10 protein-coding genes are annotated in these 15074 nt (G+C 43.4%); 8 read left to right on the top strand and 2 right to left on the bottom strand.

Annotated features, from left to right (window positions below):
- The first annotated feature begins 168 nt into the window (after positions 1 to 168).
- The 5 genes from gltB to HUS26_RS17380 all read left to right on the top strand — a co-directional run bounded on the left by gltB (position 169) and on the right by HUS26_RS17380 (position 10212).
- Entirely contained in the window at positions 169 to 4752 is a 4584-nt protein-coding gene (gltB, locus tag HUS26_RS17360; RefSeq protein ID WP_173918293.1) for a glutamate synthase large subunit, read from the top strand.
- Between the two features lie 26 nt (positions 4753 to 4778).
- Positions 4779 to 6266 (top strand): glutamate synthase subunit beta, encoded by a 1488-nt coding sequence (locus HUS26_RS17365; protein ID WP_173918294.1) that lies wholly within the window; start codon positions 4779 to 4781, stop codon positions 6264 to 6266.
- 347 nt (positions 6267 to 6613) lie between these two features.
- On the top strand, positions 6614 to 8110 hold the full coding sequence (locus HUS26_RS17370) for a BCCT family transporter (RefSeq protein WP_173918295.1): 1497 nt from the start codon (positions 6614 to 6616) through the stop codon (positions 8108 to 8110).
- A gap of 189 nt (positions 8111 to 8299) precedes the next feature.
- Positions 8300 to 8458, top strand: a complete 159-nt coding sequence (locus HUS26_RS17375; RefSeq protein ID WP_173918296.1) for a hypothetical protein — start codon at positions 8300 to 8302, stop codon at positions 8456 to 8458.
- A gap of 398 nt (positions 8459 to 8856) precedes the next feature.
- On the top strand, positions 8857 to 10212 hold the full coding sequence (locus tag HUS26_RS17380) for a dipeptidase (protein WP_173918297.1): 1356 nt from the start codon (positions 8857 to 8859) through the stop codon (positions 10210 to 10212).
- On the opposite strand, the gene HUS26_RS17385 is transcribed toward HUS26_RS17380, so the two are convergent.
- Both HUS26_RS17385 and HUS26_RS17390 read right to left on the bottom strand, forming a co-directional pair.
- A complete protein-coding gene (locus tag HUS26_RS17385) occupies positions 10209 to 10361 on the bottom strand; it encodes a hypothetical protein (protein WP_173918298.1) in 153 nt (50 codons plus the stop codon). The genes HUS26_RS17380 and HUS26_RS17385 overlap by 4 nt on opposite strands.
- A gap of 72 nt (positions 10362 to 10433) precedes the next feature.
- Positions 10434 to 11444, bottom strand: coding sequence for an LLM class flavin-dependent oxidoreductase (locus HUS26_RS17390; RefSeq protein ID WP_173918299.1), 1011 nt, complete (start codon positions 11442 to 11444; stop codon positions 10434 to 10436).
- 249 nt (positions 11445 to 11693) lie between these two features.
- Here HUS26_RS17390 and HUS26_RS17395 point away from each other — a divergent pair, with 249 nt between their 5' ends.
- The 3 genes from HUS26_RS17395 to HUS26_RS17405 all read left to right on the top strand — a co-directional run bounded on the left by HUS26_RS17395 (position 11694) and on the right by HUS26_RS17405 (position 15012).
- The gene (locus HUS26_RS17395; RefSeq protein WP_173918300.1) at positions 11694 to 12890 is read left to right on the top strand and encodes a class I SAM-dependent rRNA methyltransferase; all 1197 of its coding nucleotides are present in this window, start codon (positions 11694 to 11696) and stop codon (positions 12888 to 12890) included.
- Between the two features lie 358 nt (positions 12891 to 13248).
- Positions 13249 to 14427 (top strand): ParM/StbA family protein, encoded by a 1179-nt coding sequence (locus tag HUS26_RS17400; RefSeq protein WP_173918301.1) that lies wholly within the window; start codon positions 13249 to 13251, stop codon positions 14425 to 14427.
- 9 nt (positions 14428 to 14436) lie between these two features.
- Entirely contained in the window at positions 14437 to 15012 is a 576-nt protein-coding gene (locus HUS26_RS17405; protein ID WP_173918302.1) for a hypothetical protein, read from the top strand.
- Positions 15013 to 15074 lie beyond the last annotated feature (62 nt).

Genomic DNA, 15074 nt, shown 5'->3' on the forward strand with positions numbered 1-15074 from the left:
AACCAAAAAATCTGAATTTTTTGATTAAACCGCTCGAAAGCCTCTATAATCGCATTCTCTACGTGAAAAGTCGTTTTCTTCATGCTATACTAGTTACAAACTGAAAAAAACAGAATTTTGTCACTTTTGCGCAGAACTTCGATGAATAGTTAATGAGGGGGAACATATATGCAAAAACACGGATATCCAATCCCACAAGGATTATATCATCCAGAGAACGAACATGAAGCTTGCGGCATTGGGATGCTTGCAAATATTGATGGAACAAAATCACATAGCATTGTGGAAAACGCCATTACCATTCTCTGTAACTTAGAACACCGCGGAGGCCAGGCGGCCGATGTCAGCACAGGGGACGGAGCAGGAATCTTAACTCAAATTCCTCATTACTTTTTCGAGAAGCAGTGTGAAAAAGAAGATATTGAGCTACCTCCTGAGGGCCAGTATGGAGTCGGAATGGTATTTCTTCCGGAGGATCACCAGTCTCGTATGCACTGTAAGAGAGTATTTGAGAGGATCGTTGAAGAAGAAGGGCAGCAATTCCTGGGCTGGCGTACGGTTCCGATCAATGACTCTTTTGTAGGAAAAGACGCGAAAAAGACAAAGCCGTTCATCCGTCAGGCTTTTATCGCTCCTGCGGAAGGAATTACGGAGCATTTAGATATAGAACGCCGCTTATACATTATTAGAAAGCGTGCCGAAATTGAAATGGCTAAGGAAGAAGGGTATGACGATTTCTATATCAGCAGCCTTTCTTCCAGAACTATCGTATATAAAGGAATGCTCATTCCAGAGCAGCTGGACTCTTTTTATATCGACTTGAACCACCCAGACTTTAAGACCGCTTTAGCCCTGGTCCACTCTCGTTTCAGTACGAACACATTTCCAAGCTGGAAGAGATCTCACCCGAACCGTTTTACGATTCACAACGGGGAATTCAACACCCTCCGTGGAAACGTAAACTGGATGAGAGCGAGACAGGAACTTTGCAGCTCTTCACACTTCAGTGATGAAGATTTAGAAAAGCTGCTGCCTGTTATTGATTCAAATGGAAGTGACTCTTCCATGTTTGATAACGCTTTTGAATTCTTATATTTATCTGGACGCTCTCTTGCGCATACAGCGATGATGATGGTTCCGGAGCCGTGGGCAAATGATGATTCCATTCATCCGAAAAAGCGTGACTTTTACGAGTATCACAGCTGCTTAATGGAGCCTTGGGACGGACCGGCAGCCTTGGCTTATACCGACGGAAAGAAGATCGGTGCCTGCCTTGACCGTAATGGTCTGCGTCCTGCCCGTTATTATGTCACAAAAGACGGCATGATCGTGCTTGGATCAGAAGTGGGCGCATTAGATATTTTTGCTGATGACATTCTTTATAAAGATCGTCTTCACCCAGGAAAGATGCTGTTAGTCGACCTGGAAAAAGGAGAAATCATTCCTGATGAAGAAATCAAGCTTGAAGTTGCCAGCCAGGAGCCTTATGGCGAGTGGCTGAAGGAATATAAAATGGACTTAGAAGAACTTCCAAAGGCAAAAGAAGAGCCGAATCATAAGGTTGAAAGTTTAATTGACCATCAGCTTGCATTTGGCTATACCACAGAAGAGCTCAACAAAATCTTGAAGCCTCTCGTTTCCGGCGGAAAAGATCCTGTAGGCTCTATGGGATATGACTCCCCGCTTGCTGTTCTTTCTAAGAAGCCTCAACTGCTTTACAGCTATTTCAAACAGCTGTTTGCACAAGTTACAAACCCTCCAATTGACGCAATTCGTGAAAAGATTATTACGATGGTTGAAACGACGATTGGAGCCGAAGGAAACCTTGTTGATCCAAAACCGGAAAGCTGCCGCAAAATCCGCTTGGCGACTCCGGTGCTTAGAAACGACCAGCTGGAGCAGCTGCGCCAGCAGGATCTTAACGGCTTTAAAACGAACACTCTTTCTATTTTGTTTGACGCTAAAGAAGACGGGAACGAAATGGAAAAAGCACTGGAGGAGCTGTTTGTTAAAGCGGATGAAGAAATTGCGAGCGGCACCACACTATTAATTTTATCCGACCGCGGAGTTAATAAGAGCAAAGCCGCTATTCCGGCACTTCTTGCGGTTTCAGGACTTCACCACCACCTCATCCGTCAGGGTACTCGTACAAAAGTAAGCCTGCTTCTTGAGTCTGGTGAGCCTCGCGAAGTGCACCATTTTGCGACATTGTTAGGTTATGGAGCGGAAGGAATCAACCCTTATCTTGCGTTTGATTCAATAAGTGATCTTATGGATAAAGGGTCCCTGGATGTGGATACTCTTGATATTGCGGTCAATCGCTATATCAATGCGGTTACGGATGGTGTGATTAAAGTCCTATCTAAAATGGGTATCTCGACTATCCAAAGTTACCGCGGAGCTCAAATTTTTGAAGCTGTCGGTATTCACCCTGACGTTATTAACCGTTATTTCACTCGTACGTCTTCACGCTTAGGCGGGATCGGCATGGATATTATTGAAAAAGAAGTATTGATGCGTCACGCCAATGCGTATGGCGACGAGCGTAAGAGTGATAAGAAGCTCGATGCCGGTGACGATTATCAGTACCGTGCCAATGGTGAAGATCATCAGTACAATCCAAAAACTATTCATACGCTGCAGCACGCATGTCGTACGAATGATTATGATCTATTTAAGTCGTACTCTAAGATGCTGACAGATGAAACGAATAATCTGCAGTCGCTGCGCGGTTTGATTTCGTTTAAGGAACGCCCATCAATTCCTATTGATGAAGTTGAATCTGTAGAAGATATCTGCAAGAGATTCAAGACAGGTGCGATGTCTTATGGTTCCATCAGTAAGGAAGCACACGAAGCGCTTGCCATTGCGATGAACCGTGTAGGCGGACGAAGCAATACAGGGGAGGGCGGAGAAGACCCTGACCGTTTTACTCCAGATGAAAACGGAGATTCCCGCCGAAGCTCCATTAAACAGGTAGCTTCCGGCCGTTTCGGTGTTACCAGTCATTATCTTGTCAATGCTGATGAGATTCAGATTAAAATTGCCCAAGGTGCGAAGCCGGGAGAAGGCGGACACCTGCCAGGCAAGAAAGTTTATCCGTGGGTTGCTGAGGTTCGTGGATCTACCACAGGTGTAGAACTTATTTCACCTCCTCCGCACCATGACATCTATTCGATTGAGGACTTGGCTGAATTGATTCATAACCTGAAGAACGCCAACCCTAAAGCGCGTATCAGCGTTAAGCTCGTTTCTGCCGTTGGTGTAGGAACTATTGCTGCAGGGGTAGCCAAAGGACGTGCCGACCTAGTGCTGATCAGCGGATATGACGGCGGTACAGGAGCAGCCCCTCGAACAAGCTTGAAGCATACTGGTCTTCCGTGGGAAATCGGCTTAGCTGAAACCCATCAGACGCTTATGCTTAACCGTCTCCGTGACCGTATTGTTGTAGAGACAGACGGTAAGATGATGACGGGCCGAGATGTAATTGTGGCTACTCTGCTTGGAGCTGAAGAATATGGCTTCTCCACAGCCCCGCTCGTTGTCCTTGGCTGTGTCATGATGAGAGTTTGTCACCTAAACACATGTCCAGTAGGTATCGCTACACAGGATCCTGAATTAAGAAAGAAATATGCAGGTGACCCTGAACACGTAGCGAACTTCATGCGATTCATCGCACAGGAAGCCAGAGAGATTATGGCTGAACTAGGTTTCCGTACGATTAATGAAATGATTGGCCGTACAGATATCCTTCAGACCAATGACAATATCGATCACTGGAAAGCTAAAGGTGTAGATATTTCGGCCCTTCTGTTTAAGCCTGAAATGGATGAAGAAGTCGGCCGTTATGCTACAGAAAAGCAGAATCATGGCTTAGAAAAAACAATCGATAATGAAGAGCTTCTGCCTATGTTTAAAGACGCCATCGAAAAAGGTGAACGTGTCACAGGCACAGGCTCAATCCGCAACATTCACCGTGTAACAGGAACAATTTTAGGAAGCGAAATCCCCCGCCGTTTTGGTGAAGAAGGCCTTCCAGAGGATACAGTTGATCTAACGTTTAAAGGTTCAGCAGGACAAAGCTTCGGAGCCTTTATTCCTAAAGGGATGACACTTCGATTAGTTGGAGACGCCAATGACTATGTTGGTAAAGGTCTGTCCGGCGGTAAAATTATCGTTCGTCCATCCAAGAAATCAACCTTTGTTCCTGAAGAGAATACAATCGCAGGAAACGTATGCTTCTATGGAGCTTCTGAAGGAAGAGCTTTCGTTAACGGACTTGCAGGCGAGCGTTTCTGTGTCCGTAATAGTGGAGCAGAAGTTGTCGTCGAAGGAGTAGGAGACCACGGCTGTGAATATATGACAGGCGGTAAAGTGGTTGTTTTAGGAGGTACAGGCCGTAATTTTGCGGCAGGTATGTCCGGAGGAACGGCTTATGTCCTTGATGAGGCGGATAATTTCATTGCCAAGTGCAATACAGAACTTGTCCAGGTAGCGCCAATAGAAGATGATGAAGAAATCACAGAGCTTTATAAGTTAATCCAGCAGCATGTCGAGTATACGGACAGCCCGAAAGGCCAGAGAATTCTAGACAATTGGGAAGAAGTTCTTCCTAAATTCAAACGAGTAATTCCTGAAGCGTACCTTAACATGCAGCAGAGAATAAAAGTGCTTAAAGAAAGCGGACTTAGCAAGTTTGATGCTGAAATGACGGCTTTTGAAGAAAGCACAAAAGAACCAGTAAAAGCTTAACTAATATTACAACAGGAGGGGATTCGATGGGAAAGCCAACTGGGTTTATGGAGTACAATCGGCAGACACTGAAAGAACGGGATCCTGCTGAGCGTACGAAAGACTGGGAGGACTATACACTTCCTCTGACTGATGAAGAAGTCCAATTACAGGGAGCACGCTGCATGGACTGCGGTGTGCCTACCTGCCAGACGGGAATGGAAATTAACAAATCAACGACAGGTTGTCCTGTCTATCACCTGATTCCTGAATGGAATGACCTTGTTTATAACGGCCAGTGGAAAGAAGCCTTGAAAAAAGAACACGAAATGAACAACTTCCCGGAATTCACGGGGTTCGCCTGCCCGGCACCGTGTGAAGGGGCTTGTGTACTTGGGATTAACGAGCCTCCGGTAGCCATCCGTACAGTTGAACGCTCTATTATTGAAAAAGGCTTTGAAAACGGCTGGGTGAAACCAGAGCCTCCAAAGCAGCGTACAGGAAAGCATGTAGCAGTTGTAGGATCAGGACCAGCGGGCTTAGCGGCAGCTGCCCAGTTAAACAAAGCTGGTCACTTTGTAACAGTATATGAGCGTAATGATCGTGTAGGCGGACTATTAACATATGGAATTCCTGAAATGAAACTTCCTTATTCGATTGTTAAACGCCGTATAGATATTTTAGAGCAAGAAGGCATTAAGTTTGTTACGAATACAGAAGTCGGCCGTCATTTCCCGGTTTCTCGCCTTCGTGAAGAATATGATGCGGTTATCCTTTGCGGAGGTGCTACAGTTCACCGCAACATCGAAGTTGAAGGCAGAAGCTTAAAAGGAATTCACTATGCAATGGATTTCCTTCATTCCAATACGAAGAGCTTATTAGATTCTGACCTTAAAGATGGCAACTATATCTCCGCTAAAGACAGAGACGTTATCGTTATCGGCGGTGGAGATACTGGTACTGACTGTCTGGCTACTTCTGTCAGACATAACTGTAAGAGCCTGACACAGTTTGATATTTATGATAAGAAGAGTGAAGACCGAGATGACCTGACGAACCCTTGGCCGCAGTATCCGATCGTTCACCGCGTTGAATACGGCCATAACGAAGCAGCAGCAAACCTCGGGCGCGATCCAAGAGCATATGCGGTGATGACGAAGAAATTTGTCGGAGACGAAAACGGCCGTGTTAAAGAGGTTCACACAGTTAATGTTGAACTAATTTTCGACGAGCATGGCAACCGCGAACGCCGTGAAATCCCAGGTACCGAAAAAGTATGGAAAGCCGATCTTGTCCTGCTTGCTATCGGATTTAGCGGTCCAGACCAGGATCTTATCGAAAAAATTGGAGTGGAAACGACAGAACGCACCAACATTAAAGCAGAGCATGAAGATTACAGAACAAACGTAGAGGGCGTTTTTGCAGCAGGAGATATGCGCAGAGGCCAAAGCTTGATCGTTTGGGCTATCAACGAAGGACGCGGAGCAGCGCGAGAGTGTGACCGCTACTTGATGGGTTCCACTGTTTTACCATAAAACGGATACAGAAGAACTAGACTTAATAACAGTCTAGTTCTTTTTTTGTGTTGAAAAAAATCCAGCTTTGAGGATTTTGATGGAATTTGTATAATTCTTGTTTGAGAGACAGATAAATAAGGTAAGTAAAGAGTAATACAACTTGCAGGGAGGATTCAGGATGATTCGTACAATTTTAATGATTATAGGCGCAATCGTAGTTATAGGATTTATTTTATCAATGCTATAAAAAACATGGAAAGAGCTCAACCTTAATGAAAAGGTTGAGTTTTTTACGTTTGAGGTACTTTCCCTTAAAATGATCCATTCAAGGAGCCTTGAATTAAAAAAGTTACAGAGGTGATGGAATGAAAAAGGTTTCAGCAGTATTTTGGGTATCTCTTTTTATATGTGGAATTGTTGTAGTATTTGGGGGAATTTCTCCAGATAAGCTGCAAACTATTACAGCCAGCATAACCGGCTTCTTTTCGGACATATTTGGCTGGTATTACTTATTAATCGTTGTCTTAATGCTTTTATTTTGTACATATTTAATCTTCTCAAGACTTGGTAAAATCAAGCTTGGAAAAAAAGATGACGAGCCGGCGTTCAGCCTTCCTACGTGGTTTGCAATGTTATTTAGCGCCGGAATGGGAATGGGCCTTGTATTCTGGACAACAGCGGAACCGGCTTCCCATGCATTTTCAGCTCCGCCGGCTGCAGAGGCAGGTTCAGGTCAGGCTATAAAAGACGCACTGAAATATTCTTTCTTTCACTGGGGTGTCCACGCGTGGGCGGTTTATGGGGTGGTTGCTCTTTCTCTGGCTTATTTCAAATTTCATAACGGCTATAAAGGATTGATCAGCGCAACGCTTATCCCTTTATTCGGAAAGAAGAGTATGAGTGGCTGGCCGGGTAAGATTATCGACATCTTAGCGGTTGTAGCTACGGTTGTAGGGGTAGCCTCTACACTAGGGTTCGGTTCTGCGCAAATTAAAGAAGGGCTTGTCTTTCTGTTCAATTTACCTAATACGTTTGGCCTTCAGCTCATTGTGTTAGTTGTTTCCACCTTACTCTTTATCGTTTCTGCATGGACGGGAATCAGCAGGGGCATTAAGTATTTGAGTAACATAAATATGGGGCTTGGTTTCCTGCTGATGCTGATGCTGTTTATTATCGGACCGACAGTCTTAATTTTAAATATGTTTACTTCTACGCTTGGAGCGTATTTAACAGATTTCTTCAACATGAGCTTCCGGCTTGCCCCTTTAGATGAGGAAAACCGGACGTGGATCAATAACTGGACGATCTTTTACTGGGCCTGGTGGATATCCTGGTCTCCGTTTGTGGGGATCTTCATTGCACGAATATCTAAAGGCCGTACGATTAAAGAATTTATGCTTGGTGTACTCATTGTCCCGTCAATCGTCTGCTTCATTTTCTTTGCAGTTTTCGGCGTTTCTGCCCTGGATTTAGAGCAAAAAGGAATTGCCTTAATCTCAGAATTCCCTATGGAAACGGCGACTTTTGGGATGCTGGCCCAATATCCATTAGGGTTCTTAATGTCGATACTCACTATTTTTGTAGTTGCGATTTTCTTCATCACTTCTGCAGATTCAGCAACATTCGTATTAGGAATGTTAAGTACAGGAGGCACCTTAAACCCACCGAGTGCTGTAAAAATCATCTGGGGTGTTGTTCTCTCAGCAATGGCAGCGAGTGTCGTATATTTTGGAGGTACGGCAGGTTTGCAGAACGTCCTGATCATAGCAGCTCTCCCTTTTTCTGTGGTAATCCTGCTTATGGGGGCATCCTTCTTTAAGGCAGCCCGCAGTGAAATATCTACAAATGTGAAAAGAAAGTAAGAAGAAGCTCATCGATTTTTCAGCCGGTGAGTTTTTTATGATAAATCGACAGTATTAGTTAATAGATACAAGGATATAAAAGGAAAGAAAAGAATTATAAATATATATTTACATCAGTGGATTTTTTGGTATGATATAGAGGGATTTAGTCATAAATCGCTATATTTTGCAAGAAAGGGGATACAGCATATGCTTACATCTCTTTATTTGGTTTCACTGACTGTTTTACTCACCTTTTTAATTATGTTTGCCGTGGACAATATTCAAACGGCTCGCAAAAGAAGAAAAAAGGCGGTTCAAAATACAGATCAAGTTACACCAGCGCTGGAACTACACCAGCAGGGGTAGTATATTATAGATAAGTTAAGCAATTATTTTTAGGATTTAGCTTGCAGGGAGACTTAGGTTTCTGTGCAAGCTTCTTTTTATGTCTATATAAAACAGGTGAAATAAGTTTCATCCACTTCTGCAAAACGCAGAGAGAGTGAAGACTGCGAAGACTCCTGAGGGAAAATGGTCGATCAGAGACCCCTCAGGCGAGGTTTGGAGGCTCTAATAATAAAAGTTGTTCGATTAAGGTCGGCACGTTCTGCGCCAACATCGAACGAACCCGCATCGTGTGGGGCCGCGGAAAGTGAAACGGTCTTTCGCTCCGGAAGCCAAGGTGTTTTCTGTTTTTAAGTCAGCAGTGAAAGTTAACAGAGCTTTATATATAATAAAAGGAAGACATAAAGGAGGCGGATCGAATGAAAGAACAAGTGCAATTACATAAAGATCAGTTTATTGATGAATTAAAACAGTTCCTCCAGATTCCAAGCATCTCAGCTCTGTCTGAGCACAAACAAGATGTCCAAAAGGCAGCCAAGTGGCTGGCAAATTCATTAGAAAAGATAGGAATGGAGAATGTTGAAGTTATTGAAACAGACGGGCACCCAATCGTGTATGGAGACTGGCTTCATGCCGAAGGAAAGCCAACCGTTTTAGTGTATGGGCACTACGACGTTCAGCCTTCGGATCCCTTAGAACTGTGGGAAACACCTCCGTTTGACCCGGTTGTTCGTGATGGAAAAATCTTTGCCCGCGGCGCTACAGATGATAAGGGTCAGCTGATGATTCACGTCAAAGCGGCTGAGCTTTTAATGAAAGAGAATAATGGAAAACTTCCGATAAACATGAAGTTCTGCATAGAAGGTGAAGAAGAAGTCGCAAGCCCTAACTTGTCTCCTTTTATCCAAAATAACAAAGAAAAGCTGTCAGCTGATGCAGTGGTTGTTTCGGATACTTCTTTTATTAATAAAAAACAGCCCGCAATTTGCACATCGCTTAGAGGAGCGCTTGCTTTAGAAATAAAGCTCAAGACGGCAAACACGGATCTGCACTCCGGTTCTTACGGCGGAGGTGTGCCAAATGCGGTTCATTCGATCGTCCGCTTGTTAGAATCTCTGCATGATGAAAAAGGGAAAGTAAAGGTAAAAGGCTTTTACAAAGGCGTGCCTGAGCCTGCAGGTGACCTGCGAAAAGAAGTCGCGGAAATTCCGTTTGACGAAGAAGAGATGAGAAATGAGCTTGAAATAGAAGAGTTATATGGAGAAGAAGGGTTTACCTTTAATGAGCGGACAGGCATAAGGCCAACTCTTGAAATCAATGGAGTCGGCGGAGGCTTTCAGGGAGAAGGGTTAAAAACGATTGTCCCAAGTGAAGCGGTCGCTAAAATCAGCTGCCGGCTCGTAGGGGAACAGGATCCAAGCGAAGTATATGACAGAATCCTGGAACACGTAGAAAAGTATAAGCCGTCCGGCAGCCGTGTGACGATCCAAAAGCTCATACAGGCGCATCCCGTATCTTTGGATTCAAAAGACCCGATGATTCAAAAAGCGGCTGATGCTTATGAAAAGGTATACGGCGTCCGTCCTTTATTTCCAAAAGAAGGAGGCTCTATCCCTATCGTAGAAGTGTTTGCGCGCGTCCTGGACGCCCCTGTCGTCCTCATGGGCTTTGGTTTAAATACAGAGAACCTTCATGCGCCTAATGAACATTTTCATTTAGAGAACTTTACAAAAGGTATAGAAACCGTTTGCGAATATTTGTCCGATTTATCTTAAGAGCTTCCTGTAGGGGAGTTCTTTTTTTCTTTTTCTTCACAGTCAAAACAGCGCAGCTTTTGATCCTCCCCAATCACACCATTTAAAAAACCGTCTTCACAGTGTACTTCCTTATCGCACAATACACATTTTCCTACCGGTTCTCTCATAGTAATCCCTCCTAGTTAAAATTATAGCGCATTATAAAACCCAGGGCAGCCCACAACCCTGGGTTAAAAAGTTTATTTTACAATGTTAGAAACGATTTCATAAGAACGCAGTCTTGCTTCATGATCATAAATCTGGGAAGCAATAATCATTTCATCAGCCTGCGTATCATCAAGGAAGTTTTGCAGCTCGGTGCGTACTTTTTCTGGACCGCCGATAATTGACGCACCGAGCTGCTGCTGAAGCGCATGTTTCTCGTGTTCCATCCAGATTTCATCCATATTATTAACCGGAGGCTGAAGCAGCTTATTCGTGTTTCTTATGATGTTTAAGAACTGCTGGTAGAGAGAGGTAGCCAGTCGCTCGGCTTCTTCATCCGTATCAGCAGCAATGACGTTGACTCCTACCATGGCGTATGGTTCCTCCAGCGTTTCTGACGGCTTAAAGCTTCTGCGGTACAAATCAAGGGCCCCAAGCGTATTGTTCGGGGAGAAGTGGCTGGCGAATGAGAATGGCAGACCTAGATGTCCGGAAAGCTGGGCACTAAAGCCGCTTGAGCCTAAGAGCCAAATTGGAATATCAAGCCCTTCACCAGGAAATGCCCGTACTCTGCCTAACCCTGTTGAAAGCTCAGGGTTAAAATAACCGCGCAGTTCCTCGACCATCGCCGGGAAGTTCTCCGCATTGCTGTCTAAGTTGCGTCTTAGGGCGTGAGCCGTCGTCTGGTCGGTTCCGGGAGCTCGCCCCAGTCCTAGGTCGATTCTTCCCGGAAACAGCGTCTCAAGCGTCCCAAATTGCTCTGCAATGATAAGTGGTGCATGGTTAGGAAGCATAATGCCGCCGGAGCCCACCCGTATCGTTGACGTATGGTGAGCTACATGGCTGATCGCAACCGCAGTAGCCGAACTCGCAATCGCCGGCATGTTATGGTGTTCAGCCATCCAGTATCTAGTATAGCCCCATTTTTCTGCGTGCTGCGCTAAATCAGCGGAATTATGAAAAGATTCAGCAGCACTGCCGCCTTCTTTGACAGCGGCTAAATCCAAAACAGAATATTTTATATCTTGTAAATGTTTGTTTGTCATAGAAACATCTTCCTTTATAAGGTTTATTCCCGTCCATCGTATCAATTTTATTTCGGGACTCAAAAGAATTTGCTTAAAGGAAGTTGTCTTGTTCTTAATAGGTTGGCAAAAGTTATCAGGGTTACTGTGGGTTCGAGGTTAAAAGCAACTCTACAGTTTTTAGAAAGGGTTAACTGCTATAACCATCCTTGATTCATAGCAGTAAAATCATTAACATAAAGACTAAATGACGAAGAACAGGAGGTCACAATGACCAAAGAAACCGTTTTAAAAATAAAGCAAAAGCAGGCCGATAAATATCACAAAGGCTATCCGCTAATCTCTGCGAGTGCAGTAGCAGACAGCAGACCGCTGCAAAAAGAAGGCCAGATTATTAAGCTGACAGATGAAAGAGGGAAGTTTATCGGCCGCGGGTATTATGGCAATCAAAATAAAGGGCTCGGCTGGGTGCTGACGCAGAAAGAAGATGTATTCATAGACCAGAAATTCTTTGATCAGGCGATTCAAACGGCTCTCAACTATAGAAAAAAGCTTTTTAAAGACCCTGAAACAACTGCTTTTCGAGTTTTTAACGGAGAAGGCGATGGGGCAGGGGGGCTTACGATTGATTATTTTGATGGCTATTACTTAATCAATTGGTATAGTGAAGGGGTTTATTCTTTCCGTTCCTTTGTCCTTCATTCTCTAGAGCAGCTGGTGGATTATAAAGCGATTTATGAGAAGAAACGCTTTGGCAAGCAGGGGCAGTATATCGATGATGATGAGTTTGTCGCAGGCGAGAGAGGGGATTTCCCTATCATAGTTAAAGAGAATGACGTTCAGTTTGCGGTTTACCTTAATGAAGGCGCGATGGTAGGCGTTTTTCTTGATCAGCGCGAAGTAAGGAAAAGAATCCGAGACTATTATTCTGAAGGGAAGAGGGTGCTAAATACTTTCTCCTACACAGGAGCTTTCTCCCTCTTTTCAGCTCTTGGTGGAGCCTCTCACACCACCAGCGTAGACCTTGCTAATCGCAGCTATGCCAAGACTATAGAGAACTTCAGCTTAAACGGCATTGATTATGAAGCACATGATATCATTGTGGAAGATGTCTTTAAGTACTATAAATACGCGAATCGTAAGCAATTAAGCTTTGACTTAGTTATTCTCGATCCCCCAAGCTTTGCTAGGGCTAAGAAAACTACCTTTAGGGCAGAGAAAGACTACACAGAGCTCCTAAAGCAGACTATTTCTATTACTGAATGGAACGGGACAATCATTGCTTCCACCAACTGCAGTAAATTCAATATGAAGAAATTCAAAAGCTTTGTTGATCGCGCTTTTAAGGAAAGCGGACATCAATATACTATATTAGAAGAATTCTCTCTCCCTCATGATTTCAGGACCATCTCTTCATTTCCAGAAGGAAATTATCTAAAAGTCATATTTATTAGAAAATCTAGTTAATGAGCTGCATTTTTGCAGCTCATTTTTTTATGAAAAATCCAACTCTGTTTTTTTACTTTATTGTTTGCAAATTAGTATACTTGTTTACAATTATGTACTCTTGTACACGCTATTGGATGCAATTGCACTCAGTTTTGTATACTTGAAAACAAAAATGTACGCATATTGATATATAAGCATGTGTACGTATTTGTTTACAAGTATACAAAAACCGTAGAAATGTAAACGAAAAATGTAAAATTGTATGCAAATACGAATACGTAAATAGTCACATTGACTTATGGGGTCTGATCTAATATGTTTAATAGTAGAGCTAGCAAAACTAGCAAATCTTTCTATTAAAGGAGAGCTTATCAAAATGACAAGAACAAGAATTGCTGCAGTTGACGTGGGGAATGACGCAGTAAAAGCGAATTTTGGAAAATTAGAATCTGAACTATATATTCCTAATGTAATCGCCAGAGATTTAGAAGACCGTCCAGTTATAGGTATTGAAGACTTAGATGAGAAGGAGCCGATTGATAACCTACATATCCGCGTTCATTCTCCTGCCTTAAAGGAAAATAACGCAATTTACCGTGTAGGAAACCTGGCCGCTAAAAGTGATAATTCTACAGAATTGGATCCAGGAAGCAGTAAATCTGAAGAAGATCAGACACTGATTATGCTGTTTGCCTCTATTGCATTAGATGCGGTAGCTGACAAGAATGCACAGTCTGCTCAAAATAACGTTATTGAAGCAAATTACACACTTGGTACAGGCCTTCCCCTTCGTGAAGTAAAAGAAGGTAAAGATGTAGGCTACCGTTCTCAGCTGCTTGGTTCCGTACACCAGGTAGAATTCCTTGTAACTCCTCGTTACCAAGGTATGAAAGTTAATATCAAGTTCGACGAAGTAAAAGTTTACCCAGAAGGCTTTGCGGCTTACGTAAACTTAGTTATGGATAATGATCTTAACATCATTAACAAAGAACTGATCGATAAGCAGATCCTAATTCAGGACATCGGTGGTTTATCTACTGATATTGCTGTTATCCGTAACCGCAACGTAGATGATGACAAAGCTCAAGGCTTTAACCTTGGGGTGGCCGAGTCTCTAGAGCAGATCCGCGACGAAATCCTTACTAAACACGGCGTAGAACTTGACAGCCGCCGCGATGTAGTTGACATCATAACAAGAAAAAATGACCGTCATCACATCATGGTAAGAGGTAGCCGTACAAGCGTGCATGATATTACTGACCGCATTCTTTTAGAACTTGCGAAAAAACAGTACCGTTTCTTAAGAAATGTATGGCAGAAGAATTCCCAGTCTGAAATCTGCTACTTTGTCGGCGGTGGATCAGCAGTATTAAAAGACTATATTAAATCACTTAACAACAAGCTGGATGGCTTCAATATCGACTTCTTTGAGGACGAAAATGAAAGCATCTGGATGATGGCAAATGCTTATTACAAACTCATCTCAGATTTTATGCGTAAAACAGAAGCATCTAAGCAAAAGAAAGATAAAAAAGAAAAAGCACCATCAAAGTAAGGTGATTAGATGAGTAATGGTAAGAAGGCTGTGGAGAGGGGACAATCTATTACGTTCAGGGTCCCCTCTGACACGCCTGATCATTTATTAAAGCAGCTTTCGAACCTGAAAGAAAAGGAACGGCGAAACTTCTCCAGTAAAATTGCGCAGTTTGTGATGGAGGGTGTAAGCAATTCGTTAGCAAAAGAAAAAGAAACCGTAACTATACCCCTCCCCCGCCAGCTTACAAAAGAGCAGCGCAACTGGATGAAGCATGAGCATTCCGAAGCATTGCTGGGAAACATTATTTACCAATTAATGAGTGATCCGTCCAGAGCGATGACATTGTTAGCCTCTCTAAACAGTAATTCTGTGAACATTGATGATGCTTTGTTTCTTCAAGAAGCTGCCCCCGCTCAAGAAGTTTCGTTCGAGAAAGAAGAGCCGGAAGTGGCTGCCACGGTTGAAAAAGAATTCGATGACAATGATCTCGATGATTTAGATTTAGACAGCCTGCAGGATGACCTTCATACCGACCGACAAGAAGATGAGCCGGAAGAAGATGAAGATCCACTTGGCGATTTCCTTTCAGCTATGAATAAATAGACAAAGAAACCCCCTGGAAAACAATCCAGGGGGTTTCAAATTTGTGGGCTTAGTTTCAAAAA

Source organism: Halobacillus sp. Marseille-Q1614 (assembly GCF_902809865.1).
Taxonomy (GTDB): domain Bacteria; phylum Bacillota; class Bacilli; order Bacillales; family Halobacillaceae; genus Halobacillus_A.

Excerpts from the sequence above, each read along its gene's own strand:
- gltB (WP_173918293.1), top strand. The coding sequence starts at position 169 with ATGCAAAAACACGGATATCCAATCCCACAAGGATTATATCATCCAGAG.
- HUS26_RS17390 (WP_173918299.1), bottom strand. The coding sequence starts at position 11,444 with ATGACAAACAAACATTTACAAGATATAAAATATTCTGTTTTGGATTTA.
- HUS26_RS17385 (WP_173918298.1), bottom strand. The coding sequence starts at position 10,361 with ATGAGAGAACCGGTAGGAAAATGTGTATTGTGCGATAAGGAAGTACAC.
- HUS26_RS17380 (WP_173918297.1), top strand. The coding sequence starts at position 8,857 with ATGAAAGAACAAGTGCAATTACATAAAGATCAGTTTATTGATGAATTA.
- HUS26_RS17400 (WP_173918301.1), top strand. The coding sequence starts at position 13,249 with ATGACAAGAACAAGAATTGCTGCAGTTGACGTGGGGAATGACGCAGTA.
- HUS26_RS17375 (WP_173918296.1), top strand. The coding sequence starts at position 8,300 with ATGCTTACATCTCTTTATTTGGTTTCACTGACTGTTTTACTCACCTTT.
- HUS26_RS17405 (WP_173918302.1), top strand. The coding sequence starts at position 14,437 with ATGAGTAATGGTAAGAAGGCTGTGGAGAGGGGACAATCTATTACGTTC.
- HUS26_RS17365 (WP_173918294.1), top strand. The coding sequence starts at position 4,779 with ATGGGAAAGCCAACTGGGTTTATGGAGTACAATCGGCAGACACTGAAA.
- HUS26_RS17395 (WP_173918300.1), top strand. The coding sequence starts at position 11,694 with ATGACCAAAGAAACCGTTTTAAAAATAAAGCAAAAGCAGGCCGATAAA.
- HUS26_RS17370 (WP_173918295.1), top strand. The coding sequence starts at position 6,614 with ATGAAAAAGGTTTCAGCAGTATTTTGGGTATCTCTTTTTATATGTGGA.